Origin of the sequence: Paenibacillus endophyticus (assembly GCF_014192395.1) — a bacterium.
In the GTDB taxonomy this organism is placed as follows: domain Bacteria; phylum Bacillota; class Bacilli; order Paenibacillales; family Paenibacillaceae; genus Pristimantibacillus; species Pristimantibacillus endophyticus.
Genome location: NZ_JACHXW010000009.1, coordinates 197347 through 218136, shown reverse-complemented (window position 1 = coordinate 218136; position 20790 = coordinate 197347). Strand labels below are relative to the sequence as shown.

At 50.4% G+C, this 20790-nt stretch carries 14 protein-coding genes; 6 read left to right on the top strand and 8 right to left on the bottom strand.

Annotation, left to right across the window (positions count from 1 at the left end; translation table 11 throughout):
* The first annotated feature begins 74 nt into the window (after positions 1-74).
* Positions 75-293 (top strand): hypothetical protein, encoded by a 219-nt coding sequence (locus FHS16_RS16695; RefSeq protein WP_076337062.1) that lies wholly within the window; start codon positions 75-77, stop codon positions 291-293.
* A gap of 128 nt (positions 294-421) precedes the next feature.
* On the opposite strand, the gene FHS16_RS16690 is transcribed toward FHS16_RS16695, so the two are convergent.
* From FHS16_RS16690 to FHS16_RS16665, 6 genes are all read right to left on the bottom strand, one after another.
* Positions 422-2221: a methyl-accepting chemotaxis protein gene (locus FHS16_RS16690; RefSeq protein WP_183564719.1), complete on the bottom strand. Its 1800-nt coding sequence runs from the start codon at positions 2219-2221 to the stop codon at positions 422-424.
* A gap of 21 nt (positions 2222-2242) precedes the next feature.
* A complete protein-coding gene (locus FHS16_RS16685; protein WP_183564715.1) occupies positions 2243-3535 on the bottom strand; it encodes a putative bifunctional diguanylate cyclase/phosphodiesterase in 1293 nt (430 codons plus the stop codon).
* Positions 3536-3768: 233 nt separating this feature from the next.
* A complete protein-coding gene (locus FHS16_RS16680) occupies positions 3769-4500 on the bottom strand; it encodes a response regulator transcription factor (protein WP_183564712.1) in 732 nt (243 codons plus the stop codon).
* Between the two features lie 103 nt (positions 4501-4603).
* Positions 4604-8464 carry a response regulator gene (locus tag FHS16_RS16675; RefSeq protein WP_246431801.1) on the bottom strand — a complete coding sequence of 1287 codons (3861 nt, stop codon included), beginning with the start codon at positions 8462-8464 and terminating at the stop codon, positions 4604-4606.
* Between the two features lie 178 nt (positions 8465-8642).
* Positions 8643-9638: an L-glyceraldehyde 3-phosphate reductase gene (mgrA, locus tag FHS16_RS16670; protein ID WP_183564706.1), complete on the bottom strand. Its 996-nt coding sequence runs from the start codon at positions 9636-9638 to the stop codon at positions 8643-8645.
* 108 nt (positions 9639-9746) lie between these two features.
* A complete protein-coding gene (locus FHS16_RS16665) occupies positions 9747-11192 on the bottom strand; it encodes an HD-GYP domain-containing protein (RefSeq protein WP_246431787.1) in 1446 nt (481 codons plus the stop codon).
* Positions 11193-11476: 284 nt separating this feature from the next.
* On the opposite strand from FHS16_RS16665, the gene FHS16_RS16660 reads away from it, so the two are divergent.
* Together FHS16_RS16660 and FHS16_RS16655 are read left to right on the top strand one after the other, a co-directional pair.
* Positions 11477-12661 (top strand): peptidylprolyl isomerase, encoded by a 1185-nt coding sequence (locus FHS16_RS16660; protein ID WP_183564703.1) that lies wholly within the window; start codon positions 11477-11479, stop codon positions 12659-12661.
* A gap of 473 nt (positions 12662-13134) precedes the next feature.
* Positions 13135-14007, top strand: a complete 873-nt coding sequence (locus tag FHS16_RS16655; protein ID WP_312890942.1) for an aldose epimerase family protein — start codon at positions 13135-13137, stop codon at positions 14005-14007.
* 85 nt (positions 14008-14092) lie between these two features.
* On the opposite strand, the gene deoC is transcribed toward FHS16_RS16655, so the two are convergent.
* A complete protein-coding gene (gene deoC, locus FHS16_RS16650; protein ID WP_183564700.1) occupies positions 14093-14782 on the bottom strand; it encodes a deoxyribose-phosphate aldolase in 690 nt (229 codons plus the stop codon).
* A 270-nt stretch (positions 14783-15052) separates the two neighbouring features.
* Between deoC and FHS16_RS16645 the strand changes: the two genes are divergently transcribed.
* Positions 15053-15880, top strand: coding sequence for a purine-nucleoside phosphorylase (locus FHS16_RS16645; RefSeq protein ID WP_183564698.1), 828 nt, complete (start codon positions 15053-15055; stop codon positions 15878-15880).
* A 296-nt stretch (positions 15881-16176) separates the two neighbouring features.
* The gene (locus FHS16_RS16640) at positions 16177-17838 is read left to right on the top strand and encodes a GGDEF domain-containing protein (RefSeq protein ID WP_183564696.1); all 1662 of its coding nucleotides are present in this window, start codon (positions 16177-16179) and stop codon (positions 17836-17838) included.
* Between the two features lie 40 nt (positions 17839-17878).
* Here FHS16_RS16640 and FHS16_RS16635 read toward each other — a convergent pair whose 3' ends face one another.
* Positions 17879-19069: an MFS transporter gene (locus FHS16_RS16635; RefSeq protein ID WP_183564694.1), complete on the bottom strand. Its 1191-nt coding sequence runs from the start codon at positions 19067-19069 to the stop codon at positions 17879-17881.
* Positions 19070-19205: 136 nt separating this feature from the next.
* On the opposite strand from FHS16_RS16635, the gene FHS16_RS16630 reads away from it, so the two are divergent.
* Entirely contained in the window at positions 19206-20750 is a 1545-nt protein-coding gene (locus tag FHS16_RS16630) for an HD domain-containing phosphohydrolase (RefSeq protein WP_183564692.1), read from the top strand.
* The last annotated feature ends 40 nt before the right edge of the window (positions 20751-20790 follow it).

The following is a 20790-nucleotide window of genomic DNA, read 5'->3' as shown; positions in this document are numbered from 1 at the left end:
CCTGACCACCGTTTCATAAGAGGCTAAAAGGTTTACGTTAGAATGGGGGAAATCGATCGGAGGTGTAATAGGAAATGATGAAAATCGTTACCTTCAAAAGTCGTTCCGTCCCTGTATATTATCCTAACGAACAATCAGCATCCTTAGAACTGCTTAATCATAAATTGTACGAATTGGAATTGGATTTTGATTTCCGCAAAAAATGGAGAAGAATTAAGTCCGTAGAAATGGTGCGCGATGTGGCTATTTTCCAGTATAACGACGGCACAAAGCTCTATCTGGAAGTATGTTAAATCCCCCGAGAAAAAAGACCTGACGGCACACAACATGTGCTCCTTCAGGTCTTTTATATTTTCCGGCATCTTATCCATAAAAAAAGCCCGGCAGCAATAAGCTGCAAGGCATTTGTCCTTCATTTCTCTTACACTTTAAACTTCGAAATTTCATTCTGCAAACGCTCAGCCATATTGGCCAGCATTGCAGAGGAGGCTGCAATTTCCTCCATGGAAGCTGTCTGCTGCTGCGCCGCAGCGGCTACCGTCTGCGTACCTGAAGCACCTTCTATCGCAACATCCACAACCTCTTTGATCGTAAGCATGACCCGTTCCGTGCCTGCAGCAATGCCGCTTGCCGCCTGGGAGACCTCGTCAATCTGCTGAGCCACTTGGATGACCTCGTCGCGGATCGTTCCGAACATGCTGCCAGCGCCCTCTACGGCTAGAATGCCGCTCGACACGACGCTTCCCGCATCACCCATGGCGATGACTACACGTTCTGTCTCTGCTCCAACGGCTTTTACGATGCTCGTAATATGCTCGCTGGATTCCTTCGTCTGCTCTGCAAGCTTGCGCACCTCTCCTGCTACGACCGCAAAGCCTTTGCCATGCTCTCCCGCTCTAGCTGCTTCAATTGAAGCATTCAATGCGAGTAGATTCGTCTGCGAGGAAATGTCGGAGATGACCTGAACCATCTTCACGATTTCTGTAGAGCGCACGCCAAGACCGCGCACTGCCTCCGCCAATCCATCAAACGATCGCTGAATCGATTCCATCTGTACAACTGCCTGCTGCAGCGCGTCGCTGCCTTCCGTTGCTTGAATAGAGGTTCTTCTTGCCGAATGAGAGGCCTGCTCCGTGCTCACCGCGATTTGCTGTACGCTGGCTGACATGTCATGAATAACCTGATAGCTCTGTTCTGCGCTCGTTGACTGCTTCTCAGCCCCATCAGCGACCTTCTGAATCGTATAGGCAATATGCTCGCTCGCTTGGCTGGTCTGCTCTCCGCTTGCCATCAGCTCCTCAGACGATGAAGCTACCTGATCTACGCTGTGCCCAACCTCATGGACGAGCGTTCTGAGCTGCACGACCATTTCATTAAAGCTGTTAGCCAATACGCCTGTCTCATCGCGGTAATGGCATACGATTGGCTCGATGCGAAGATTGCCCTGCGCAACCTCTTTGGCAAGCGCGGACACCTGCTTAATCGGTTTCGTCATGCGTACAGTGAATAGGATCGTTGCTGCAATTCCGATCACGATCATAATGAGCAGCGTAATGATCGTAACCTTTATGATTTGCTGAGCGCCTTGGTTGAAATCATTCATATAGGTACCCGCAGCTACATTCCAACCCCAATAAGGATCCTTCTCGATATATACAATTTTGGATGCGATTTCATCTTCCGTATCGGGAAGCGTCCAATCGTAATAAACGAAACCGCCGCCTGCCTCCGCTTTTGCAAGAAAGGCGTCCGTAACCGGGATTCCCTTCTCATTATCAAGGACAAGCTCCCCTCCGCTGTTTGCCATACCGGCCAAACTGCCGCCTTCGGACGAAGGATGGGCAATGACGACCATCTCGCTGTCGAATGCAAACGGATATCCGTTTTCGCCTAGATCAATGCTTTTATTAACAGGACGCTTGCCTGCCTCATCCTTCACGCCAAGCATGGATATTTTCACGAATTCCTCTGCCGCCTTACGGTCAACCGCTCCAGTCTTCACTTGTGTATCCAGCAAAGCAATTAAGCTGATCGTGCTCCTTACACTATTCTTAAGCTGCTTCTGCCCGCCGGTATTCAGCGCATCAACTGCAGATTGGTAGCTAAACACGCTAACGAGAATACTTGGAATAAGCAAGAGCGATAAACATAAAAGCATGAGCTTTAACCGAATAGTCGGCTTGATCGATCGAATGTTTTTGAGCTTGTTTAATAGAAGCATGCTTTCATTCCCCTTTAGCTGTTACGAAGTTGTGTATGCTGAGCAGCGAATCATCGTTAAATCGAGCATATCCGGCTCTTTGGGCTTACCAAGCAGAAAACCTTGCACATAGTTGCATCCCCACTCGCTTAGCAGCTCATATTGCTCCTTATACTCCACGCCCTCGGCTATTACCTCTAGCCCCAGTTTGTGAGCAAGCTTAATAATGCCTTCAACGATAATCCCCTCTGCACTCGGAAGATCCATTTTCTTAATGAAAGACTTGTCAATCTTTATGCATTGAATCGGCAAATGCTTCAGATTGACAAGCGAAGAGAAGCCCGTGCCGAAATCATCCAAGACGACGCGAACACCAGCTGCCCGCAGCCAGCTCAGCGCTGCTGCTGCCGTGTTCGAATTGTAGATCATATTGTCTTCCTTGATTTCAAGTTCGAAAGAAGAAGGAGCGATCCCATGCTCCTTCAGCGCATGCAGCACCGTTTGCGAGAATGTGCTGCTCTGCAGCTGCTGTGCGGATACGTTAATGGACATAATCAAATTGCATAAGCCGTACTTGCTCATACTCGCCAGCATTCTGCATGATTCGCGCAGTACCCATTCGCCGATCGGCACAATTAGCCCGTTATGCTCCGCAATCGGGATAAATTCCGTAGGAGATATCTCTCCAAGCTCTGGATGCTCCCAGCGGATCAACGCTTCAAATCCTCTCAGCTTGCCGTCCGTCATCTGATATACGGGCTGATAGCTTAGCCGGAATTGTCGCAGACTCAAGGCAGGCCGCAGGCCTGCCTCAATAACGATACGACGATTCAACTGAATCGTATCCTCTGTATTATAGAATCTCGCTTGGTTGCCGCCTCGTTCCTTGGATTGATAAAGAGCTGATTCCGCCCGGCAAATCAGTTGTTCACTTGTCCGTCCATCCTGTGGAAACAACGTTGCCCCGATGCTGGAGGTTAAGTACAGCTCCGTTCCCTCGACATCAATCGGCCGTTCAACCGCATTCTTGAGCGCCTCCACGGCCTGAATGCTGTGACAGTCATCATTCTCAAGCGGCATAGCGACCAGAAACCGATTTCCCCCTACCCGGCTCACACTCGTTGCAACCCTTCTTGCCGTTGACAAACGCTCGCTTATCTTGCAAAGCAATAGATTCCCGAATTCCGTCCCTTTGGTTTCATTCACCCGATAGAAGCGATCTACATCGACCATCGCTACCACCATTCGCTTACCTGCCGCACGTACGACATTTACCGCCACTTCGAGCTGTGCAAAAGCTTCCTTGCGGCAAGGCAAACCGGTTAACGCATCCATTTTTTTCGACCACCGTCCCAATCCTTTAATTAAGACTATTGTCCCATACAACCATTAGAAAAATTAATGAGAGAGATTTAGAAGATTGTTAGATATTTTAATATCATTTCCAATATCCCTTACATTTAGGGAAGGAGAATACATAATAGACTCCCTCCGCCAACTTATTTGTCTCTGTAAACGCAAAAAAAGAACGAATTCGCCGCCGCGAAGTCGTTCTTTAAGGTGAAACGTTAGCCTTTACTCATACTTGTATGCTGAGCCGTATACTTGTAGCCAAATCCCCAAACCGTTCGAATAAGACGCGGCTCCTTCGGATTTTGCTCGATCTTCTTCCGAAGATTAACGATATGTACGTCGATGGCACGGTCTGTCACAAAGGAATCAAAGCCGCGAATCGTATTTATAAGTTCTTCCCTGCTGAATACTTTGCCTGGATAGGCAAGAAACAGCTTCATTAACTCATATTCCGAAAAAGTAGTTTCAACCAGCTGTCCTCGCACTAGCAGCAGCCTTCTTTCGAAATCAAGCTGGATCGGATCACCGTCATCGATTACTTCCACCGCGGCAGCAACCTGCTGCTGCGTCGTTTCTGTCTGCATGGAGCTGGAACGGCGAATAAGGGCTTCTACCCTTGCCGTCATCTCATGCATGCTGAATGGCTTACACATGTAATCATCGGCGCCAGCCTTCAAGGCCTGGACCCGCTCCGACACTTCACTCTTCATCGACAAAATCATAATCGGTACGTTAGAACGTTTCCTAATGAGTGAGCAAACCTCCATACCGTCTAAATCGGGAAGGATTAAATCAAGCAGTACCAAATCAGGATCAAACTCAGACGCGATTCTCAGTCCATCGTCTGCTCTGTAGGCCTGCATGACGGAATATCCTTCTTCTGATAAATACATAGACAGCATATCACTCATCATGACGTCATCTTCAATAACTAGAACTTTATACATTTGTCGTCACCCTTTTTGAGGATAGAAGATTTCTGTCGAATATTTATTGTATCTCTACTATACAATACCGACAATAAAGGGACAACAATTTGTTAGAATTTTGTTAGGATTTTGTGTCGAAAACATTTTTTGCCTGTCGAAGACCGTTTAAAAGCTGATTTAGCGCTACTTCCAGCTGATAAATAGCTGCTTGAAGGCCCTCCGCCTCCAATTCAGGAAGCTTTACAATCCGCTCTACCTCGCATGCGGCATCTAGCAATTCATAAGCCGATAGATAACCGGCTGCCCCTTTAAGCGTATGGGCCATTCTTTTGACAATAGTCAGCTCCGACTGCTTGACCATCATCCGAAGCTGGTCGGCAAAGAAATCGTAATCGAGAACGAATTGATCCATCATATGGAGGAGGATTGGCAGCTTGCCGTTCACTCTTGCCAGCGCGCTCTCGATATCCATGCCCGCTATTGCAGGAAGAGGACTTTCACTCGCTTCTTCAGGCGCCCGGTGACGCTTGGATTCTCCCTGCGCTTCTTGCACTGCAGCGGGAGTCCCAATCAGCTTGCAGCCTTCCTTAAGCCAATAGGAGATGACCGTATGCAAGCGCTCTGAAGAGATTGGCTTCGTTACAACATCGTTCATACCCAGCTTTATGTAACGCTCGTGATCATTGCGAAGCACGTTTGCCGTTACCGCAATGATCGGAATATCATCATATTCCGCTTGGGCTCTAATTAAACGAACCGCCTCCGAACCATCCATGACCGGCATATGGATATCCATCAGAATGAGATCCCAATGCTCTTCAACGAGCTTTTGGAGCACCTCTTCGCCATTCTCTGCCAACCCTACCTCATAGCCCTGCTCCTTGAGGATTTCGATAGCGACAAGCTGGTTAATCTTATTATCCTCAGCAAGCAATATTCGGATATTTACGTTATTCAGCTGTGCTGGAGCTGCCGGAGCCTCGCGTTCCTCACTGCCTGCATCAGTGACCTTCTGCTCCAGCACGCCCTCGATTGCCCGCAGCATCGCTGATCTCATAATCGGCTTAATCAGCAGTGTGACAGGCCGCTGCTCCGCCGGGAGCTGCATCATCTCATCACGGCCGTAAGAGGTTGTCATTGCAATCGTCTTGACGCCCGCAAGCTCAGCATCCCGATGGAATTCCAGCCAGGTTTCCGCCCCGTACATATCCGGCATCTCCATATCAAGCACGATCAGCTTCGGCAGCGCTCCCGCACCAATCCGGCGCAAGCGATCCCTTGCTATTTTCCAAGAATGGAACACAATCGGGGTCAACCCATAGGTCTCGATCATATCGCCCCAATGCCCGCGCATCTCATCATCGTCCTCAACAATCCATATCGGCTGCTCCAACATGTCCTCGCGAGCCCGCCAGCGCTGCCCCGCGTACTTATGCGCAACGGTAAACGGCAGCGTGAAATAAAACTGGCTTCCCACGAATGCTTCACTGCTCACCTCCAGCTTGCCGCCCATGAGCTCTACCAAGGATTTGGATATGACTAGCCCAAGTCCGGTGCCGCCGAACTTTCTTGTGGTTGAACCATCAGCTTGAGTGAACGGCTTGAACAGCTTCTCCACTTGCTGCTGGCTCATGCCGATTCCCGTATCCGAGATCGTGAAGCGCAGGCTTATCGTGCTATCCGTTTCATGAACCAGCTCCAGCTGCAGCCTTACCCTTCCCCGGTTCGTAAACTTAATCGCGTTCATGCAAACATTAAGGAGCACCTGCTCCAGGCGCATAGCATCGCCAATAATGGTCTGCGGCAAATCCTCCGGCGTCTCAATGATGAACTCGAATTGCTCCTTGCCCCCCATAAACACGCTAAGCTGATCGGTGATGCGGTTCATCATCTCATCGGGCTGAAATGGCAGCCTCTCGATATCAACCTTGCCCGCCTCGATTTTGGAGAAATCCAAAATATCGTTAATCAGCCGCAGCAGTGTCTCGGAGGAGGTGTGCATCTTGTCCATATAGTCTTTCTGCGAAGCGGAAAGTCCCGTTTTCCGCATAAGCTGCGTCAGGCCGGTAATGCCATTAAGCGGCGTGCGAATCTCGTGGCTCATCAGGGCGAGGAATCGGCTCTTCGCCTGATTCGCTTCTTCCGCTTCGAGCGTGGCTCGGATGAGCTCCTCCTGGACCATTTTCTGCTCCGATATATCCCTTGCGATGCAGGAGAAGAAGATCTCACCCGTATCTTCGTCATTATGCGCCACAACAACCATCGATACATGAATGGGTTCGCCATTGCTCTTCAGAAGCTGAGCGCCGCTCTCCCAATAACCGTATTGGCGCGCTAAAGACGCGCCTTTCACGAGCTCCGCGTACATTTCCGGCTCAGAATGCTGCTTGACGGAGTGCACGTTGTTCCCCGTACTCACCAAACCCAGCATCTCCCGGCCTGCGCGGTTCATATAAACGAGCTTGCCGTCTGAGCTTACCGAGGCAATCAAATCCTTCGCCGACTCTACGATATTAAGCAGCCGGTTGCGTGCCTTCTCTACATGCTTGCGATCCGAAATATCGAGCACCATGCCGACGACGCCTGAGAAGCGGCCATTGCGGTCACGGAGGCCGTTCGAGCTATGCAATGTCGGAATGCGTGTCCCGTCTTTGTGAATAAAGGTCCATTCCCGCTCGTACGAGAAGCTCTCGCTGCGCAGCTCCTTGAATACCTCGAGTCCCGGCTGCACCTCACGCCCGAGACTGATCGTCAGCTTCTCAGCCTCCAAGCGAATTTCGTCCAAATCCATGAACATCAGCGGTGTTGCGACGCCTGCCAGCTCCTCCGTCTTGTAGCCCAGCATCTCTTCCGCTGTTTTGTTAAGATAGGTTACCTTATAGTTGTCATCGAGCACGATAAATGCATACTGATTCTGGTTAATGATCGCCTCAAGCCGGTCAAACATCTCCTGCAGATGCTCCATCATGCCATTGACGGAATGGCCGAGCTGGCCAATCTCGTCATGAGGCTCAACCTCCAGATGCTCTGCTTCGAATATGCCCGCGGCAGCCTGCTCTGTCACACCTAGAATCCGCTCAAGCCGTTTAACGATACGTTCGAAATAAAGAAAGAAAAAGACGGCAATGATGGCCTCAGCAATCGCAATCATACTGAAAATACGCCAGAATATCGGCCTTATATTTTCCTGAAGCTTGGACTCCGGCTCCTGGAGCGCGAAACGCCAAGGCGTCTCGCTAACCTTCGTATAAAAGACAGCATACGGCACGTCTTCTATGGTTATATTGGAGACGCCTTGATAGGAGGAAAGCATATCGTCTGCGATAGGAAGCAATGGCGACTCCTTATCGAACAAGTTGGTAGGAGTAAGCAGATCAGATTCAGAGCTATAGATAAGCCCTCCAGCGTCATTGAACAAACGGATGACAGAATTGTCGTCCGCGAACTCTATGAATGGACGCAGAGTTGAAAAGACAATCGAAGCATATACGATACCCTTAAGCTCATTCGTAGCTCCATAGACGGGTACTAGAATGAGAGACTGCTTCGTATTCGAGAATGTCGGTGTGAAAGGGTCCGTAATGACCACTTTCCCTACGGCTGCCTGTTGGAAAAAGCTCTCCCCGCTCATATCTCTGCGAGTTCCGTCCGTTCGCAAAGCCAAGCCATTCTCGTCAATAAAGCCGAGCGCATGATAAATAAATCCGCCCCGTACAAGCTCCCTCCCGAAATAATGAAGGCGTTCCTCGTCCGTGCCGAACCTGACCACCTCTGTACGGCTCATGACGACAACTTCTGCCTTGCGGATTGCCATCCATGCTGCCAAATCATTGGCGCGGTTATCCTGCCTGCTGCCGGTCTTCTCTATCTCCGATTGCAGCATCGCCTTCTTCACTACGGAATAGTTGCCGACGCCGGCAAGCAATAGCGGGAACAAAGAAATAAGCACGATTAAAATTAAGCCTTTGGTCCGCAACGACATCTTTTTCAAGCCGGTTTCCCCTTCCGCTTTGCGTATTCCCGCAGTTGTCGAACTTTGACACTATTATACCTCTTTTAACTGATCATGGGAGTAAAAAAAAGCTGGAGCAATCACGCCGCGTTATAGCGGAATGATTGCTCCAGCTGATTGTTAATATGGCTTCAAAATACCGCTGCTGCTATTCAGCCGCAAGGATCGTTTCGATGCGGCTAAGCTCTTCGTCACTGAAATCAAGACGGCTGAGTGCCGCCACATTGTCATCAATTTGCTCGACCCGGCTTGCGCCGATCAACGCCGACGTTACTCGCCCGCCCCGCAGCACCCACGCTAAGGACATCTGGGCAAGCGATTGCCCACGCTCCGCGGCTAGCTCGTTAAGCTGTTTGATTTTGTCCAGCTTCCCATCCGTAATATGATCCGCCTTAAGAAACACGCTTGGTCCGCCCGCACGTGAATCGGCAGGAACCCCGTTCAAATATCGGTTGGTCAGCAGGCCTCCGGCAAGAGGGGAAAATACGATAGAGCCTACGCCTTCTTGATCCAATACATCCTGCAGCCCATTCTCGATCCATCGGTTGAACATGGAGTAGGATGGCTGGTGGATAAGAAACGGCGTGCCCAGCTGCTTCAATATAGCAGCAGCTTGAGCCGTCTGCTCTGCGCTGTAATTCGAAACGCCGACATAAAGCGCCTTTCCGCTGCGAACCAGATGATCAAGCGCCCCCATCGTTTCCTCGAGCGGCGTATCCGGGTCTGGACGGTGATGGTAGAAAATATCTACGTAATCCAGGTTCATTCGCTTCAAGCTCTGGTCCAGGCTGGAGACCAGATATTTGCGGGATCCCCATTCTCCATAGGGGCCTTCCCACATATAATAGCCCGCTTTGGTAGAAATAATAAGCTCGTCACGGTACGCTGCCAAGTCCTGCTTCAGAATTTGGCCGAACATCTCCTCCGCTGAGCCTGGCGGCGGTCCGTAGTTATTTGCAAGATCAAAATGAGTAATGCCGAGGTCGAACGCACGGCGCACCATGGCCCGTCCATTCTCGATGCGGTCTACGCCGCCGAAATTATGCCAAAGGCCTAAGGATATGGCGGGCAGCTTCAAGCCGCTTCGCCCAACGCGATTATACTTCATGCTCTCATACCGATTATTAGCCGCTAAATAAGTCATGTTCGATATCCCCCAAGCTATTATTAATTGCGCGCTTTGCCTATGTGAAGGCGGTCAGGCGCAATCACTATCTATTGTACTGCTACCGCGCATGAATTGGAAATTCCGCTACCTCACAAGCCTCTTATCCAGCTTCAAATGCGGGCTGTTCCTTATCGTTTCCTCGAAGAAAGTCGATTGCTCCAGAACGAGCCGCTCCCATGCCTCTACGCAATACGGATCGAAGTGCTTCCCGCTTTCCTTCAGAATAATCGCCATAGCCGCTTCATGCGTCATAGCCTTGCGATAAGATCGCGAGGAGGTCAGCGCATCATAGACATCCGCAACGGCAGTGATTCGCGCGAGAAGCGGTATTTGCTCTCCCGCGAGCTGATCCGGATAGCCGCTGCCATCCCATTTCTCGTGATGGGATCGAATGACCGACAGCTCTTCCGGCATAAATCCGAGCCTCTTGCACAAGTCGTAGCCAGAAACGGGGTGCACCTCGATAATATTGCGCTCCTCCGGCGTGAGCTTGCCTGGCTTGTTCAGAATCGTATCCGGAATGCGCAGCTTGCCGACATCATGAACGAGACCTCCCTGCGCAATTGCCCGAAGCTCCTCGGAGGATAGGGAAAGCTCCTCTCCCAGCTTTAGCGCATACAGCGCAACACGGTAGTTATGGCCGGCCGTGTAGGAATCACGGGCCTCCGTTGTCATGACTAATTCCCGAACGCTTGTAGACATATAAGTATTGATCCAATCGCTCGGGTTCGAGCGAAACATGAGCTTAATGGATGAAGTAATGGATTTGGAGCTGACGTATTGGCTGACGATGCCTGCAACCATAATGAGAACAGACGCTAACAGCAGGAAATGATACAGCCACCAGCTCAAATTCCAAGATTTTCCCGTTACAATTATAATCTGAGCGACGATCATCCAGCCCGCGCTGTAAACGATCGAAAGCTGCAGCGGAAACCGTGAGGATAAATAGATCGTCAAATAACGATAAATCGTCCATCCGTTCATTAGTATGATGAATAGGGTAGCCACCCACATCATCGGTCTTTCCTTAAGGTGGAATTTCATAATCAAATCAGGGAAAAACCACAGCAAGGTACAAACGCCGCAAAGCAGAACAATCCATATAGGAAGAAGCTGCCGCTGCCACTCTGAGAACCACTTTATAAGAGGCAGATCCACCGAAAGCGAAGACAGCCACAGCCATGCTACAGCAAGCAGGACGCTTAGCTGAGCCGCGCTTGCTGCAATTCCGGAATGATGCATAATGAAGCCCGGCGTAGACAGGCCATGCAGAACAAACATACCGGTTAGGGATACATAAGATAACGAAAGAAAACTAATCTTAATATTGCGGAGCTGTATCGCAACGATACCGACCGCTATGGCAAGTCCCAGCGAGATCAGCGCCACTAGGCTGACGATGTAGAAATGCTCATGAGGCGCGTTGAAGCTTTTGTCGAGCGCCGTGCCCCTCAGTGCCAAATAAGCCGCAAGCGGTAAAAGCATAGCTGCTGCAAATTGTGTGAATACCCCCGTATTTTTACGCAAATTGCTTCCTCCTACATGACTTTCATTAATATGTTTAGTAACCCTGCCGCCAATGGGGGTGTATAAAGACGTTGGAGAACGATAGACAACTCGAAATTTGTAGGATAATGTTGGATTATTTCTCCTCTTATCATAACACCCTTGCAGCTTTGTATAAATAGAGAAGTTAACTAGCGGCTGTATATTTGCGATTCGACATATTATATTTTATTTTAGATTAAGGTTTTTTTAGGCTTGTTTTGTTATAGTAAATGAAGATAGGCAAATCGAAGGGAGTTTATGGAATGGATAACAAAGAATCGCAGTCAAAAAAAGACGCAGAAAAAGAATTGACTGCGAAAGAAGAGCGTTACACATTTGATGAAAACGAAGGAAAGCAGGACAATCTTTCCGAGCATGAAGCAGCGATCGAAGAAGACCTGCAGCATGCGATCGAAGAAGAGCTGCAGCAAGAATCGAATGAAGAGCATGCAGAAGCTGCGAACGAAGAACTTCGTGCAACTTCATTAAGTGCAGAAGGCAATGATCAAGCACCACGAAGCGGAAGCGGCAAAATATGGGCGATTGTATCGGCCGTGCTGGCGATTGCGCTCATCATCGTATTGATTAAGCCGCCATTCGGTGGATCTGGCGACGAAACGGTCGCAACGGTCAATGGCGTCAACATAACGCAGGACAGGCTGTATGATGAACTCGTAACAGCTGGCGGGAAAGCTACGCTGGAGAACGTCATTACGCAGGAGCTCATCAGCCAAGAAGCCAAAGCCAATAATATTGAAGTTAGCGACGCGGACATCGATTCCGAGATCGCTCTGATTAAAAAAAGCTTCGGCAGCGACGAGGAATTTGAAGCAACGCTTGCACAGTACCAAATGACGCTGGACAGCTTGAAGAAGGATACGAAGATCAACCTGACGATCCGCAAAATTCTAGAGCCTAAAACAGAAGTTACTGACGAGGAAATCCAACAGTTCTACGATGCCAATAAAGAAACGCTTGGCACTCCAGAAGAGATTCAAGCTTCGCACATCTTGGTTGCAACCAAAGAAGAAGCCGACGCTATTCTAGCTGAGCTGAAGCAAGGCGGCGATTTCGCGGCTATTGCAAAGGAGAAATCCATCGACCCAGGCTCGAAGGATAAAGGCGGAGACCTTGGGTTCTTCGGCAAAGGTGCAATGGTTCCCGAGTTCGAAACGGCTGCTTTCGCCTTGAAGGTCAATGAAATCAGTGCCGTCGTTCAATCGGAGCACGGTTTCCACATCATTAAGAAAACCGCTGAGAAAGCGGCTGTTATTCCAACGTTCGAAGAAAAGAAAGAAGAAATCAAGAAACAGCTAGTCGCTACTGAAGCGAATGAGTTGTCGGAAGCTTGGATGACTGAGATTCGTGCAAAAGCGAAGATCACGAATACACTGTCGCCGGAAGCTTCCGCTGATCCTGCGGCTACAGAAGCACCAGCTGCACAATAATGCAATGGCAAGAAGACAGCGTTCCACAGGCGGTTATGCGCTTAGGAACGCTGTCTTCTTTGTACACCGATAAGAAAAAAAAGCCCCCCAGTCACCTGGAGGGAGAGGCTTAGGGGAGCTTGGCTTCAGATCGCGCAAGCCGGCGGGAACAGTTACTGTGGCTGGCTGTATGATGCGGCATGTTAACAGGATGATTCCGGCATCGTGTTCGGCTTCGTTGTCTGGAGCGCTGCTGCGGCTGCTGGTCGACTCGCTTGCGTTTCTCTTAAGCTAATATATACTATTCGAATCTCTGCGATTGGAGTAGATGATTGCTTTACTAGATTCGACCATTTTGAAACCTGCAAGCTGAGGCTCGGCAATGGACGGACTATTAGCCGGGAAGGCGATATGACGCGCTAGGCAGCAATCGGGAAGCCGATTATGATATGATGGGACAAGATGGCATTCACCTATTCATTGGAGGGACTCAAGTGAGCAATTATGAAGTTCGCAGCTATACAGATACCTATACGTTGTATGAATTAACGGAGGAAAGCACGCAGTCGCGCATTCTCGTGTGTCCAGAGCGAGGCGGCATCGTAATCGGGTGCCAGCTGAATGGCTTGGAGCTATTCTACTTGGATAAGTCCACTTTCGAGCATCCTACAGCCAACATTCGAGGCGGCAATCCGATCCTGTTCCCGATATGCGGGCAGCTGGAGCAGCAAGCTTATGAGTGGAATGGCCAAACCTATGCCATGGCCAATCACGGCGTAGCCCGCACAGCCGTATGGGAAGTAGTCGGAACGGGCATTGACGGTGAAGCTTCGATTACAATACGGCTGCGAAGCAATGAAGATACGCTTCGCTCATATCCGTTTGAATTCGAGCTGCTGTTTACATACGCGCTTCAGAACGGCGAGCTGCATACGCGGCAGACCTACAAAAATCTCAGCCAAGCAGACGCGATGCCTTTCTATGCGGGCTTCCATCCATACTTCGCGATCGATTCGGACAAGAAGATCGCCTACGATATCGATGCGACACGCTACCTTGACTACAATGATAACGAAGAGAAGCCTTTCAACGGCGTCATCGATTTGGAAGACCTTGTCGAGTCCGTGACCTTGCTTGATGTCAAGACAAGCAAAATCGCTTTCCCTGTCCTACAGGGTGCCAAGGTAAGCCTGTCTTATGATGACATCTTTAAGTACATGGTGCTTTGGTCCGTCAAGGACCGCCCGTTCGTGTGCGTCGAGCCATGGATGGCGATGACTGGCGAGCTTAACCGCCAAGAGGAGCTTGTTATGCTCCCAGCAGGCGAAGAGCTGCATGCCAATCTGACGATCAGCTGCGAGCGTTAAGCTTTTTGGCGCATGCAAAGAGGGACTGTTCGCTCGCTGCGGGAAATCGCAGCGTACGAAGCAGTCCCTCTTTTCGATAAGCGGCTTAGTAGCCTTCGCCTTGGCCGCCCGTAACGATCGCAATGCCTGAGCTTGCGCCGATGCGCGTTGCGCCTGCAGCGATCATTTGAAGCGCCGTTTCACGGTCGCGCACGCCTCCAGATGCTTTCACGCCAATATCAGGTCCCACCGCACGGCGCATCAAAGCGATATCCTCGACCGTTGCCCCGCCTTTGCCAAAGCCCGTTGACGTCTTCACGAAATCGGCTCCTGCTTCTTTGCATATTGCGCTGGCAGCTGCTTTCTCCTCGTCAGTCAATAGCCCCGTTTCAAGAATGACTTTAAGGATCGCTTGTCCTTTCACGGCCGCTGCGACACCTTCTACATCACGCTGGACGCCTTCCAGGTCGCCTGATTTCATTAAGCCGATATTCAGAACCATATCGATTTCCGTTGCTCCGTCTTCAATGGCAAACTTCGCTTCCGCCGCCTTTGACGCCGTAGTCGTCGCGCCAAGCGGGAAACCGACTACTGTCGTAATGCCAACGCCCGAGCCTTTCAGCTCATCGCTAGCAATCCTTACCCAGCTTGGGTTCACACAAACGGTAGCGAACTGGTATTGCTTCGCTTCCCGGCATATTTGGAGAACCTCTTCCTTTGTTGCATCTGCTTTCAGTATCGTATGATCGATCATCGCCCCAAGCTCTGCCGGCGTGTAATTTGTACCGCTGCTCATTATTATTCCTCCGATTCAGTTCATTGCTATGTTGTAAACAGACAGCTCTGCTGCCTATGTGTCCCGTTCTATTCCCTTTCGGAAATGGAGGACACAGGATACGTATTATTATACGAAGCTTTGCCCAAAACAACAACAAGCCCTGCAAGCAGCCGTCGGTTTACATGAACGCTTGCGATACGCTATGATTGTTATGCTCATGAAACGGGCCTTGCGCGCAACATGCAGCCTTAAGCAAATCGCGACCACACTTTAGGAGGTTATTCCCACATGGAAAACATGCTTGTTAAAATAAATGAAGCAGCGGCTTATATCCAGCAGCAGCTAACCGTTCAGCCGCAAATCGGACTTATTCTTGGCTCCGGGCTCGGCGTAATGGCTGACGAGGTTATCGATCCAATCGTCATTCCTTACGGACAGATTCCCCACTTTCCCGTCTCTACGGTAGAGGGCCATTCCGGCGAGCTCGTCATCGGGCAACTGGAAGGCAAAGCCGTGCTCGTCATGAAAGGCCGCTTCCATTATTACGAAGGCTACTCGATGCAGGAGGTTGTATTCCCCGTTTATGTTATGAAGCAGCTGGGCATCCGGACGCTGCTGGTAACCAACGCAGCCGGCGGCATGAACCGCGACTTCGCGGCAGGAGATTTGATGCTGATAACGGATCACATCAACAACACTGGCAGCAACCCGTTAATGGGCGCCAACATTCCTGAGCTCGGGCCGCGCTTCCCCGACATGTCACAGGCTTATAACCGCGAGCTTAGAGCGATCGTAGCTGGCAAAGCGGAAGAATTGAACATCAATCTGCAGAAGGGTGTCTACATCAGCATATCCGGACCTGCTTACTGCACGCCAGCGGAGCTCTCGATGATGGCTGGCTGGGGCGCTGACGCAGTCGGCATGTCGACAGCCCCAGAGGTAATCGCTGCAAATTACACAGGCATTCGCGTGGTCGGCATTACCTGTATTACCGATATGGCTATTGGCGATGAGCTGGAGCCGCTTACGCATGAACAGGTTGTCCGGGTGGCCGAGCAAGCAAGGCCCAAATTCATTGCACTGGTCAAAGCATCAGTCGGTGCGTTCACCGTTTAAACACCGTAATAACAAGGGCTGCTCACAGGCCATTGACCTGCGAGCAGCCTTTTTCGGTACATAAGAATGTTTTCACATATAAATGTGCTTATATATCTCCGCAAAACGACTGCTTTTGCCATAGAGGACGGCGACAGCCGTCTACGCTTGTCCCAGCAAGTTCCAATTAAACCAGTGCCTGTTCCCCTACTCAAATGCTTATAAATATGACATGTGGACAAACCGTAGGTTGTGATCTATTCTTTACTATATACTAACAATCTTATCCTGTACGGACAGCAGAAGAGGTGCGAAGCTTGACCTTGATTTCAAAACCGAATCGCGAAGCCGATTTATTCACCAGCGCTTTCCATTACGCTTCTATTGGCATGGCTTTAGTTGATTTAGACGGTCGAATTATGGTAGCCAACCCCTCCGCGCATGCGATGCTGGGGTACGAGGATAGTGAGCTTTCAGGTTTGACCTACGGGGAAATTACACATCCCGATGATCTCGAAGAAGACGACCGTTATGTCAAGCAATTGCTGGACGGGGTCATTGATACGTTCCAAATGCAAAAACGATATATAACCAAATCGGGCGGTATCGCGACCGCACTGTTGTCCGTGTCGATGGTGTACGACGAACAGGACAAGCCGCGCCATTTCATCTCGCAAATGATGGACATCACTGAGAAAACGAAAGCTGTCTCGGAAGTGAAGCAGCTGACCAAGCGTATTTCGACAATACTGGAGAGCATCTCCGATGTCTTCTTCTCGCTGGATCATCAATTCCGCTTTATCTATACGAATACGGCTGCCCAACAGATGTTCAATCGCAGCGAGGACGAACTCATCAATCAATTCATATGGGATATCTTCCCTTGGCTCACCGGCACCATCAGCTACAATGAATATAAGCTCGCACTCGAGCTGCATGAATCCCGCTGCTACGAGCAGTTTATTCCTAAGCTCAACAACTGGTACGAAGCCAATGTCTATCCATCCGACTTCGGCTTATCGGTTCATTTCCGCCAAATTACCGAAAAGAAACGAATCGCGGACAAGCTGCTCGAAAGCGAAAAGAGCTTCCGGCTCCTCGCCGAGAATTCCAGCGACATGATATCGAAGCACGACCACGAAGGCATGTTCACCTATGTGTCTCCCGCCTGCTATTCGCTGCTCGGCTACCGGGATGACGAGCTGATTGGCCGGTCTCCCTTTGATTTCTACCATCCTGATGATATTCAGCGCATCAAGGACCATCAGGAGCTCGTCTTCCAGCAGATCGGCGATTATGCCATTACATACCGAATCAAACGAAAGGACGGCGATTATCGCTGGTTCGAAACGACGACAAGCATCGTCTTTCACGAAGGCAGCCGGCTGCAAACGCTGGTGGCCGTCTCTCGGGATATCACGCCGCGCAAGGAGATTGAACTTAAGCTGCTGGAGCAATACCAATTGCTGCATACGCTTTCTCATGTGGATGAGCTGACCAATATCGCTAATCGCCGCTCCTTCGACGAAACATGGAACAATGAGTGGGAGGAAGCACAGCGTCATCATATGCCGATCACGCTTATGCTGGGTGACATCGATAATTTCAAGGCCTATAACGATAATTTCGGACATCAGAAAGGCGACGATTGTCTGAGACAAATCGCCGCCGCTATGCGCAGTGCATTGAAGCGCCCGCTAGATATTGTCGCCCGATATGGCGGCGAAGAGTTTGGCATTATTTTGCCCCAGACGAGCGAGCTTCGAGCAGCAACGATTGCAGAAGCCCTTCTGGAAGCGATTCGAAAGCTTGGCATTCCGCACGCAGAAGCCTCAGGCTGCGAAACCGTCACGATCAGCCTGGGCTCCGCGACCTGGAACCCGGATTCCAGCGCTACGCAGGATGAGCTGTTCACGCTGGCTGACAAAGCCCTGTATCAAGCGAAACGCGAAGGGAAGGACCGGTATATATCCAAATAATCCACTTCCATAATGGCCGCAGCCGCACCGTGCTGCGGCTTTAATGCGTCTCCAGCTTGCTTTGCCGGCCCTGCTTCAGCTTTCTTTCATACATGAAATAAACAGCCAAATAGACGATAAAAAACACACTTGATACCAAATACATCGTCGCATAGTTGCTCCATGTCGCTACGAGTCCAAGAAGCATCGCCCCGCTGCCGATCCCGATATCGAACGCATTGTAGAACGTAGCGGTCGCTACGCCTCTGCGTCCAGGCTCGACGCGGTCGATTACCCATGCCTGCAAGCCTGGGAATATCGCGCCGAAGCCCGCGCCGTAGAATACGGCTGCAAGCAGCAAAGTACCCGTCGATTTCGTCATGTAAAGAATGATACAGCCTATGATGCAAGAGACAGCTGCGGGAAAGAGAACCCAGAACCTGCCTTTCGTATCGAATATCCGTCCGCTAACGAATCGAATTAGAAACTCGCTAAGCGCCAGCACCAAGAAGAAAAATCCGATATTTTGAACGCCGGTCTCCTTGCCAAACAATGTAATGAAGCTAATGACCCCGCCAAGCGACAAGCCTACAAGCAGACCTAGCAGAGATGGCATCAGCGCCTTCGGCTCCACGAACCTCAGCATGAATGACGTACGCTCCGCAGCTGCCTGTACCTTGACCCGCTCTGCCTTCGTATCCCCTTTCACAAATGCCGTAAACACGATTGCAAGCAGAAGAATGCAGGCACCTACGATAAACAAGGCGGAGAAGCCGTATTCCTCCATGAGCCAAATGCCCAGAAAGGGGCCTAATGAAATGGCTACTGCATTTCCAGTACCAAAGAAGCCCATCCCTTCTCCTCTGCGCGAAGCCGGAATAATGTCGGAGGCTACCGTGCCGTACAGCGTGGTCGAGATGCCGAATCCGACGCCATGGACAATGCGGAGCATAAGCATCATCGTAATCGTAACCGCAGCATAATAGCTGGCTGTTCCGATTAAACAGATGGCAACGCCTACCAGCAGGAGCAGCTTTTTGCCGAATTTATCGGAAGCCATGCCGACAAAAGGCCGCAGCAGCACTGCCGAGAATGTAAATAAGCCGATGATAAGGCCAATCTGCGCATCGGTTCCGCCCTTTTCGGCTGCGAACATCGGCAGCGTAGGCAGCAGCATCTCCAAGGAGAGAAACAAAAATAAATTCGATAAGATCAATAGAATAAACGGTTTCGTCCAAAGCGTTTCCTTCACAGCTTTTAATTCCTTTCGCGGGCCTATGTTTATGTGGTTTTATCCATTATAGCTAATATACATTTTTAAAATGCCGATTTATACTATAGATACTTGAACGTTTGAAATTGCTATCGCGGAAATGAGGTCTCATCTTATGCCATTACCTAACCAGCATGAACCAGCTGGAGACCACATCTACACCTCTTTTCTTTCCCAGCTCCTTCGTAATTATTTATTCGGTTCTACGGTTGCTGTAGTCGGTGTCGGCGGCGTAGTCGTATTCTCTACCCTATCCATTCCAGCAAGCGAGCGTATCGTAATGGGAGCCATCATGGGCATCTCCCTAATTGTCATGCTTATCTGCGAGCTATTCGTATTCTACCGGCATTTGAAGCCGATTCAGGCTAGCTTTAAGGCATCGCTGCCTACGTCAGAGCAGTTAAAAGACGCCTACATGCAGACGCATAAATTCCCCGTGCTGTCGGTCAGGCGCACCTTTGGCCCTCATTTCCTCGGCCTGCTGCTACCTGCGGTTGGCATGGCCTTCTTGTTCATTAAGCTTGACATGCTGCAGGTTCCCTACTTCTATATTGCAATCGCGGCTGCTGTTGCTTTCATGATCGCCAGCATGCATGCGATGATTGAATTTTTCCTCACGACCAAAGCCATCCGTCCCGTCATTACCTATATTCGCGCCAGGCATGTAGACTTATTCAATCAGGATATCACGCTAAGCGGGCATGTGCTCGTATCGATCCGCACCAAATTCCGGCTAAGCGCTTTTCTTATCGGCACGCTGCCGCTTTTGCTGTTTGGCTTGGCCTCGCAAATCAGACTCGACAATATGCAGGCGGAAAACAGCTCAGCCTATTGGCAATGGGCAGGCGTTATCCTGATCATTGGCATCATTTATTCCCTCTTGGGCGCATCGCTGCTCTCGCGCAGCATCGAGGATCCCATACATACGATTCAAAGCGGCATGAGCAGTGTGGAATCCGGAAACTTTGATGCAAGTGCCGCCGATGTCTATTCCGATGAATTCTCCAAGCTTGTAGCCGGATTCAATCATATGGTGAATGGCCTAAAGGAGCGCGAGCAGCGCAATAACCTGCTCCTGCAAAGCTATTTCATGACGCTCGCGGCCGCGCTGGATGCCCGGGACACGTACACCGCCGGCCACTCAACCCGGGTAGCGCGCTTCTCCGTTCAGATCGGCCGATTGGATGGGTGGTCGGAGAGCCAAATCGACATTTTGCACAAAACCGCACTCCTTCATGATATTGGCAAAATCGGCGTTCGCGACGCCGTCCTGCTTAAGGAGGGCAAACTCACGGATGAGGAATTCGATCAAATTAAGCGTCATCCTGTCCTCGGCGAAAATATTCTGAAGCAAATTGAGCCTGCCGATGCGATGGCCGATCTGCTTCCAGGCGTGCGCTCGCACCATGAGCGTTACGACGGCAAAGGTTATCCGGACGGATTGCAGGGCACCGATATTCCGCTATTCGGGCGGGCGATTGCCATCGCCGATGCTTTCGATGCGATGACCTCGGACCGGCCCTACCGGAAAGGAATGACTTACGAACGCGCTATTTCCATCCTAGAAGAGGGTAAGGGCACACAATGGGACCCCAAGCTTACCCAGTTGTTCATAGCCTCGTTGACCTTGAAATCCCGCACCGATGAAGAAGCCTCCTAACACGAGCGTAAACGGCTGTCGCCGTCCTCTATGGCAAAAG